Origin of the sequence: uncultured Phenylobacterium sp., from assembly GCF_902826855.1 — a bacterium.
Lineage (GTDB): Bacteria > Pseudomonadota > Alphaproteobacteria > Caulobacterales > Caulobacteraceae > Phenylobacterium.
Genome location: NZ_CADEGK010000197.1, coordinates 1 through 8,274, shown reverse-complemented (window position 1 = coordinate 8,274; position 8,274 = coordinate 1). Strand labels below are relative to the sequence as shown.

Below are 8,274 nucleotides of genomic sequence, written 5' to 3'. Positions count from 1 at the left end.
CTATTTCGGGACCGGGATCGGCGGATCGGGCAGGCGCGGCGTTTCGGGGAGCCGCGGACGCAAGTCCGGCACACCCACGGCGACGGCCTCTGCGGCGTTGCCAGCCTCGTCTCCACCCTGCCATGCCGTCCAGGCGAACAGCAGCACCAGAAGCCCCATGGCGCCCAGGGCGATCGTCAGCCAGGGTTTGGCGCGCGGTTGTTCCATAGCGCGAAAACGACGCTCGCCGCCGACCGTTCCGCCCTTAAGCGGGCGAACCTATGTGCTACATATGTTCCGATGTCCTCCGAGTCCTCCGACCTGCCCGCCACCCGGATCAGCGACCTTGCCCGCGTTGACGCCCCGCCGGCCGACTATCTCGAAGGCCTGAACCCCGAGCAGCGCGATGCCGTGCAGGCGACGGAGGGGCCGGTGCTGGTGCTGGCCGGCGCCGGCACCGGCAAGACCCGCGTGCTCACCACACGGCTGGCGCACATCCTGGCCACCGGCAAGGCGCGGCCGTGGGAGCTGCTGGTCGTCACCTTCACCAACAAGGCCGCCCGGGAGATGCGCGAGCGGATCACCCACATCATCGGCCCATCCGCAGAGGGTCTGCGGTGGCTGGGCACCTTCCACTCGGTGGCGGCCCAGATCCTGCGCCGCCACGCCGACCTGGTGGGGCTGAAGTCGAACTACACCATCCTCGACACCGACGATCAGGAGCGGCTGCTCAAGCAGGTGCTGGAGGCCGAGAACATCGACCTCAAACGCTGGCCGCCGAAGATGCTGGCCGGGCTGATCGACCAGTGGAAGAACCGCGGCTGGCGGCCCGACCAGCTGCCGCCGGCCGAGGCGCAGGCGTTCGCCAACGGCAAGGGCCAGGCGCTGTACCGGCTCTACCAGGAGCGGATGCGCATCCTGAACGCCTGCGACTTCGGCGACCTGCTGCTGCACAACCTGACCATCTTCACCAGCCAGCCGGACGTGCTGGCCGAATTCCACAACCGGTTCAAATACCTGCTGGTAGACGAGTACCAGGACACCAACGTCGCCCAGTACCTGTGGCTGCGCCTCCTGGCGCAGAAGAGCCAGAACCTGTGCTGCGTGGGCGACGACGACCAGTCCATCTACGGCTGGCGCGGCGCCGAGGTGGACAACATCCTGCGCTTCGAGCGCGACTTCCCGGGCGCGAAAGTCGTGCGGTTGGAGCGCAACTACCGCTCCACCAGCCACATCCTCGCCGCCGCCTCCGGCCTGATCGCCACCAACAAGTCCCGCCTCGGCAAGACCCTGTGGACCGAGAGCCAGGACGGCGAGAAGGTCGTCGTGCGCGGCATCTGGGACGGCGACGCCGAGAGCCGGCTGATCGCCGACGAGATCGAGCGCGCGAAGAAGGGCAGCACCGACAAGCCGGCTCGTCGCTACCGCGACATGGCCATCCTGGTGCGCGCGGCGTTCCAGATGCGCAGCTTCGAAGAGCGGTTCGTAATGCTGCAGATCCCCTACGTGGTGATCGGCGGTCCCCGGTTCTTCGAGCGCGCCGAGATCCGCGACGCCATCGCCTACCTGCGGCTGATCCAGTCGCCGGACGACGACCTGGCCTTCGAGCGCATCGTCAACGTGCCGAAGCGCGGCATCGGCGAGACCACGGTGCAGAAGCTGCTGCAGGTGGCGCGGACCAACGGCGTGCCCGGGACCCACGCGGCGCGGCAACTGGTGCTGACCGACGAACTGGCGGCGCGCACCCGCACGGCGCTTTCGAATTTCCTGCGCGACCTCGACCGCTGGCGCGGCCAGGCCGGGCAGATGGACCACGCGCGGCTGATGGAGTCGGTGCTGGAGGAGAGCGGGTACACCGACGCACTGAAGCTGGACAAGAGTCCCCAGGCGCAGGGCCGGCGGGAACACCTCAAGGAGCTGGTCCAGTCCATGGCCGGCTACGAGACCCTGGAAGCCTACCTGGAGCACGTGTCGCTGGTCATGGACCTGGATCGCGGCGCCGGCGCCGACAGCGTTCAGGTGATGACCCTGCACCAGGCCAAGGGACTGGAGTTCCCGCTGGTGTTCCTGCCCGGCTGGGAGGAAGGCGTCTTCCCCTCCCAGCGCTCCATGGACGAAAAGGGCGAGAAGGGGCTCGAGGAGGAGCGCAGGCTCGCCTACGTCGGCATCACCCGCGCCCGCGAGGAGGCGCGCATCTCCTTCGCCGCCAACCGCCAGGTCTACGGCCGCTGGACCAGCCAGCTCCCCAGCCGCTTCGTCGACGAACTGCCGCTGGCCAATGTCGAAGCCTCGTCGGAGACCGGCTACTACGGCGGCGGCCCCGGCATGCAACAGCACGGCAGCCGCTGGGACGAGGATCCGGCGTTCGGCGCCGGCTATTCCTCCCCCGGCTGGCGCCGCGCCCAGGCCAGCCAGTACCGGGGCAGCCATCCCGGCCGCCAGCAGGTGATCGAAGGCGACGGCCGCCTGGTCGCCACCTCCGACAGCTCCGCGGCCAGCGACTTCAAGCGCGGCGACCGCGTCTTCCACATCAAGTTCGGCTACGGCGCGGTGCTGGCCGTGGAGGGCAACAAGCTAACGGTGGCGTTCGAGAAGGCCGGCGAGAAGAAGGTGATCGACAGCTTTGTGGAGAAGCAGTGACAGCCTCCTCTCTCTCGGCGAAGCCGGGAGGGAGAGGAGAGCGTTGCGCAACGCGCCCCGTTGTCGTCTCATCCCGCCGCGAGCCAGGGGGACACGCGCCGCATGCCGATCGCCGCCGCCAGGGTCTATTCGGACGGTCACCGGCTGCGATCGCTGTGGCTGAACGATCCCGAGGACCGGCCGGTCCAGCCGCACCAGTTCACCTGGATCGGGCTGGTGGATCCTGACGTAGAGGAGCTGGAGAACCTGCGGGTCCGGTTTGGCCTGCACCCGCTGGCGATCGAGGACGCGCTCTGCGACCACCCGATCCCCAAGGTCAGCGTCTACGGCGACCAGATCTTCGTCGCCGCACGCACGGCCCGACTCGATGGCGAGGCGATCGTCTACGGCGAGGCCTGCGCCTTCCTGTGTGGGAACAACGTCATCACGGTGCGCAAGGGTTCGGAGCGCGGGTTCACGATGTTGCGGCGCAACCTCGAGGATTCGCCGACGATGCTCCGCCACGGCACGGCCTTCGTCCTCTATTCGCTGCTCGACTACATCGTCGACAGCTACCAGCCCATCGTCGAGGACATCGAGGAGGAGGTGCTGGCGGTGGAGCGGCGCGCGCTGGACGCCTTCCTCAGCCGCGAGGACGTCACGCACCTGTTCAATCTGCGCCAGGAGCTGATGCGGTTTCGGCGCATGCTGGGGCCGATGGAGGAGGTGTGCGCGCGACTGGAACACGTGCGCCTTCCCTTCATGAGCGAGCACATGCGGCCCTACTTCCGTGATGTCGGCGACCACGTGCGGCGGGTTGCAAGTTCGGCCGAGGGCCTGCGCGACGTGCTGGGCTCGGTGTTCGAGGTCTCCAACCTGTTCGAGCAGCAGCGCCAAAGCGACATCACGCGCCGCCTGGCGGCGGGCGCCGCCATCCTGGCGGTTCCGACCGCCATCGCCGGCCTCTACGGCATGAACTTCGAGATGATGCCGGAGCTGCGCTGGAAGTACGGCTATGGGTTCGCCATCGGACTGATCGCGGTGATCAGCGGGCTGGTGTTCTATCTGTTCCGCCGTTCGAAGTGGCTCTAGCCGGACGCCGCAACCAAAATCCGGGTCGCGCGCTTGATCCGAGCCATGCGGACCTGGATCAGCAACGAAGACCTGAAAACGCTCCTCCAAGGCGTCGCCGGCGTGACCGCCTGCGGCCTGATGCTGGGGGCCGCGATGCATCCGACGCTTGACGTGGGCGACCGTCCCGGCGGTCCGCAGATCCTGATGAGCGGCGGCGGGCCGCGTGGCTCGGCTGAGGTCGCCCACCCCCGCGTCGCCGCTGCGGGCCAGCCCCCGGAATATGTGATCGGCACCGACTGGACCCGCCCGCCGGCCGTTTCCGCCGACCCCCCACCCACTTATGAGGACCCGGCGCCGCCCGCGGAGCAGGGCGAGACTGTGGTTTTCACGTCCGAAGACGAACTGGTCCCGGTCGAGGCGACGCGCGCTGCCTGGCGCGACGAGCCGCACGAGGATCCTTACTATCCCTCCGCCCGCGGCGGCGCATACTACGACTCCGACCTGCCGGAGCCGCCGCCCGCACCCGACGAGATGGCGATCGACGAGGGCTGATCCCGCTCGCCTTTCCGGTCGACCCCGGCTACGCCTCGCGCCTATGAGCGACGAGGCCGTCCAGATCACCGCCCGCGGCCCTCGCGCCGAGGCCGAGGCCGCCGCAGCGGCCCTTGAGGCCGAGCCCGCCACCGAGGCGCTGACCTTCTCCATCCTGGAGGAGGACGAGGACCGCGACGTCTGGCGGATCGATGCGTTTCCCACCGAGACCTTCGAACAACTGGCGATCGACCGGGTGCTGGCGGGCTTCCCGAAGCTGCGGGTCGCCACCGAGGTGCTGGCCGACGCCGACTGGCTGGCCATGGCGCTGTCGGGCCTTCCGCCGGTGCGGGCCGGGCGGTTCTTCGTCTATGGCGCCCACGACAAGGGTCTGGCGCCTGCTTCCACCGTGAACCTCCGCATCGAGGCGGGCGCCGCCTTCGGCACCGGCCACCACGGCACCACCGTCGGCTGCCTGCAGGCGTTCAGCGATCTGCTCAAAGCCCGGCGGTTCGGCCGGGTGCTGGACGTGGGCTGCGGCACCGGGGTGCTGGCGATCGCCGCGGCGCGCACCGGCTCGTCGGTGGCGGTCGGCACCGACATTGACGGCCCTTCGGTGCGGATCGCCAACGAGAACGCGGCCCTGAACCACGCCCGCGCCCGGTTCGTCCACGCCGCCGGCCTCGACGATCCCCGGGTGCGGGGCGACGGCCCCTACGACCTGGTGTTCGCCAACATCCTGGCGCCGCCGCTGGTGGCGCTATCGACCGACATCCGGAGCGCGCTCAAACCGGGCGGCGTCGCCATCCTCTCAGGCCTGTTGCGAACCCAGGAACGCAGGGTCCTGGCGGCCTACACGTCCAAGGGCTTTCGGCTGGTCCGGCGCATCCATCGCGACGCCTGGGCGACCCTGGTGCTGGCCCGCCGATAGGAACCGCCACCGCAGCGCCACGTTCTTCCGCCGACGCAGAAGGACCTTGGCCATGGCCGAATTCGAGCGCGAGACCGTAACCCCGGAGCCGCACACCGTCGTGGTCCGCCGAGGCTCCAGCACGGGCTGGTGGGTGGCGGCCGTCGTGGCGATCGTCGCCATCTTCGGCGTGCTGCTCATGGTGGGTAACACCGGCGCGACCAGCGACGACATCCAGAACGCCCGCGACGAGGGCGCGGTCTCGGCAAACCTCGCCAACGCCGCCTCCGATGCCCAACTGGCCGCCGCCAGCGCCGCCGATGCCGCGCAGGACGCCGCAGGCGACGCGGCGCGCGCCACCGAGAGCGCCGCCCAGGCCGCCGCCAGCCGGACGGACGAAGCGGTGGACGCCACGACGGCAGCGGCCCAGGACGCCTCCCCCACCGAACCGGGTCCTAACTAGGCCGGTGAACTAGCCCAGGGGGCGGGAACGTCCTAAATCCTGGCCATGCGCCAGTCCTTCGACGAAACCACCGACCGCACCTTCGGGCCGCGCCACGTGCCCCTGATCCGCCAGGCGATGGCGCGCCAGGGCCTCGACGGGTTCCTCGTGCCACACGAGGACGAGCACCAGAACGAGTACCTGCCGGCCGCCAATGACCGCCTCGCGTGGGCCACCGGCTTCACCGGCTCGGCCGGAGCGGCGGTGATCCTCAAGGACCGGGCCGCGGTCTTTGTCGACGGCCGCTACACCCTGCAGGTCCGCGACCAGGTGGACGCCGAGTTGTTCGAGATCCGCGATCTGGTCGAGGGCGGCGTGCCCGCCTACCTGGAGACCGCGGCCGGCAGGGGCGCGAAGATCGGCTACGATCCGCGGCTGCACAGCCCCGACGCCTTAGCCCACCTGAAGGCCGCCGCCGCCAAGGCCGGCGCCGAACTCACCCCTGTCAACGACAACCCCCTGGACCAGGCCTGGGGCCGGGCCCGCCCCGCCCAGCCTGTGGCGCCCGTGGCGCCTCACCCTTTGGAGTTCGCCGGCGAAGAATCCAACGCCAAGCGCGCCCGTGTCGGCGCCGCGGTGGCCGGCCGCGGGGGCGATGCGGCGGTCCTCACCGCGCCGGCGTCCATCGCCTGGCTGTTCAACGTGCGCGGCGGCGACGTCATCCGCTCGCCCCTGCCGATCGGCCAGGCGATCCTGAAGGCCGATGGCACGGCGCGGCTGTTCCTCGACCCAGCCAAGGTCACGCCGGACCTCCCGGCCTGGCTCGGCAACCAGGTGACCCTGGAAACCCCGGCCGACCTGCCCGGCGCCTTGGCCGACCTGAAGGGCCAGAAGGTCGTCGTGGATCCGGGCCAGTCGTCAGCCTGGTATTTCAGCGAGCTGGAGGCCGCCGGCGCCACAGTGATCCGGGCGGAGGACCCCTGCGCCCTCCCCCGCGCCTGCAAGAATCCGGTCGAGATCGAGGGGACCAAGCGCGCCCACGTTCGCGACGGCGCGGCGTTAACCGGCTTCCTCCACTGGCTCGCCACCGAAGGCCAGGCGAGCCCGCCGGACGAGATCGAGGCGGTGCGCAAGCTGGAGGGCTTCCGCGAGGCCACAGGGGCGCTGAAAGACCTCTCCTTCGATACCATCGCCGGCGCCGCGGCCAACGGCGCCATCGTCCATTACCGGCCGATCCAGCGGCTCAACAGGCGCGCGGAGCCCGGTTCGCTGCTGCTGGTCGATTCCGGCGCCCAGTACCAGGACGGCACGACCGACGTGACCCGCACCGTGGCCATCGGCGAACCCACGGCCGAGATGCGCCAGCGTTTCACCCTGGTGCTGAAAGGGCACCTGGCCCTGGCCGCGGTCCGCTTCCCGGTCGGCACCACCGGCTCGGCCTTGGACGCGCTGGCCCGCCACGCCCTGTGGATGCACGGCCTCGACTACGACCACGGGACCGGCCACGGGGTGGGGTCCTACCTCGGCGTGCACGAGGGTCCGCAGCGGATCGCCAAGGCGCCCAACACGGTGGCGCTGCGCCCCGGCATGATCCTGTCCAACGAGCCCGGCTACTATAAGGAAGGCGGCTACGGCATCCGCATCGAGAACCTGCAGTTTGTCACCGAGCCGGCCATGATACCGGGCGGCGAGCGGCCGATGATGGGCTTCGAGACCCTGACGCTTGCGCCCATCGACCGCCACCTGATCGACCGCGAGCTGCTGACCACAGGCGAGCGCGCCCAGCTGGACGCCTACCACGCCCGCGTCCGCGAGGTGATCGCGCCGCTGGTGGAAGCCGACGTCCGCGCCTGGCTCATCGACGCAACGGGAGAGATTTGATGGGTGAGGATCCCAACGCCGCGCAGGTCGCCTACTGGAACGAGGCGACCGGCCCCACCTGGGCCGCGCTGCAGGTGCCGCTGGACCGCCAGCTCGCTCCGCTGGGGCGGCTTGCCATGGACGTCCTGGCCCCCGGGCCTGGAGAGCGGGTCCTCGACATCGGCTGCGGCGCCGGCGACGCCACCCTGCAGCTCGCTCGCGCAGTTGCGCCCGGCGGCGCGGTGACCGGGGCCGACATCTCGCGGCCGCTGCTGGAGGTCGCGCGGCGCCGCGCGGCGAGCCAGCCGGGCGTCGCATTCATCGAGGCAGACGCCCAGACCTACCCGTTCGAGCCCGGCGCCTTCGACGCCGTGTTCTCGCGCTTCGGCGTGATGTTCTTCGCCGATCCCGTGGCCGCCTTCGCCAACATCCGCGCAGCGATGAAGCCGGGCGGCCGCCTGGCCTTCGTCTGCTGGCGCCCGCCGGCGGAGAACCCGATCATGGTGCTTCCGGCGATGGCCGCCGCACCCCACCTGCCGCCCCCGCCGCCGCCGCCGGAACCCGGCGCGCCCGGCCCCTTCGCCTTCGCCGACCCCGACCGCGTGCGCGGGATCCTGGGCGATGCCGGCTTCGCCGACGTCGGGGTCACGCCTCGCGACCTGAAGGTCGGCGGCGGCGACCTGGAAACCGTCCTGGGCCTCGCCCTCAAGGTTGGGCCGCTCGGCGGCCAGGTCCGCGACAACCCGGATCGACGCGACGTGGTGATCGACGCCGTGCGCGCCGCCCTCAAGCCGCACGACGGGCCGGACGGGGTCAAGCTTGGCGCGGCGGTGTGGGTGGTCTCGGCGCGTTCAACCGG

8 protein-coding genes are annotated in these 8,274 nt (G+C 70.6%); 7 read left to right on the top strand and 1 reads right to left on the bottom strand.

Going from position 1 to position 8,274, the window contains the following annotated elements:
• On the bottom strand, positions 1-207 hold the full coding sequence (locus tag QZV94_RS20385; RefSeq protein ID WP_293681180.1) for a hypothetical protein: 207 nt from the start codon (positions 205-207) through the stop codon (positions 1-3).
• A gap of 72 nt (positions 208-279) precedes the next feature.
• Between QZV94_RS20385 and QZV94_RS20380 the strand changes: the two genes are divergently transcribed.
• From QZV94_RS20380 to QZV94_RS20350, 7 genes are all read left to right on the top strand, one after another.
• Positions 280-2,619, top strand: coding sequence for an ATP-dependent helicase (locus tag QZV94_RS20380; protein ID WP_293681178.1), 2,340 nt, complete (start codon positions 280-282; stop codon positions 2,617-2,619).
• Positions 2,620-2,721: 102 nt separating this feature from the next.
• Positions 2,722-3,690, top strand: coding sequence for a magnesium and cobalt transport protein CorA (locus QZV94_RS20375; RefSeq protein WP_293681176.1), 969 nt, complete (start codon positions 2,722-2,724; stop codon positions 3,688-3,690).
• A 45-nt stretch (positions 3,691-3,735) separates the two neighbouring features.
• On the top strand, positions 3,736-4,224 hold the full coding sequence (locus tag QZV94_RS20370; RefSeq protein WP_293681174.1) for a hypothetical protein: 489 nt from the start codon (positions 3,736-3,738) through the stop codon (positions 4,222-4,224).
• Between the two features lie 43 nt (positions 4,225-4,267).
• On the top strand, positions 4,268-5,134 hold the full coding sequence (locus QZV94_RS20365) for a 50S ribosomal protein L11 methyltransferase (protein ID WP_293681171.1): 867 nt from the start codon (positions 4,268-4,270) through the stop codon (positions 5,132-5,134).
• Positions 5,135-5,186: 52 nt separating this feature from the next.
• Positions 5,187-5,576, top strand: a complete 390-nt coding sequence (locus QZV94_RS20360) for a hypothetical protein (RefSeq protein WP_293681169.1) — start codon at positions 5,187-5,189, stop codon at positions 5,574-5,576.
• A 45-nt stretch (positions 5,577-5,621) separates the two neighbouring features.
• A complete protein-coding gene (locus QZV94_RS20355; protein ID WP_293681166.1) occupies positions 5,622-7,436 on the top strand; it encodes an aminopeptidase P family protein in 1,815 nt (604 codons plus the stop codon).
• Positions 7,436-8,274 (top strand): class I SAM-dependent methyltransferase (locus QZV94_RS20350; protein ID WP_293681163.1); only part of this gene is annotated, 839 nt, incomplete at its 3' end. The genes QZV94_RS20355 and QZV94_RS20350, both read left to right, overlap by 1 nt.

Coding starts and splice junctions, on each gene's coding strand:
- QZV94_RS20385 (WP_293681180.1), bottom strand. CDS start 207: ATGGAACAACCGCGCGCCAAACCCTGGCTGACGATCGCCCTGGGCGCC.
- QZV94_RS20380 (WP_293681178.1), top strand. CDS start 280: ATGTCCTCCGAGTCCTCCGACCTGCCCGCCACCCGGATCAGCGACCTT.
- QZV94_RS20375 (WP_293681176.1), top strand. CDS start 2,722: ATGCCGATCGCCGCCGCCAGGGTCTATTCGGACGGTCACCGGCTGCGA.
- QZV94_RS20370 (WP_293681174.1), top strand. CDS start 3,736: ATGCGGACCTGGATCAGCAACGAAGACCTGAAAACGCTCCTCCAAGGC.
- QZV94_RS20365 (WP_293681171.1), top strand. CDS start 4,268: ATGAGCGACGAGGCCGTCCAGATCACCGCCCGCGGCCCTCGCGCCGAG.
- QZV94_RS20360 (WP_293681169.1), top strand. CDS start 5,187: ATGGCCGAATTCGAGCGCGAGACCGTAACCCCGGAGCCGCACACCGTC.
- QZV94_RS20355 (WP_293681166.1), top strand. CDS start 5,622: ATGCGCCAGTCCTTCGACGAAACCACCGACCGCACCTTCGGGCCGCGC.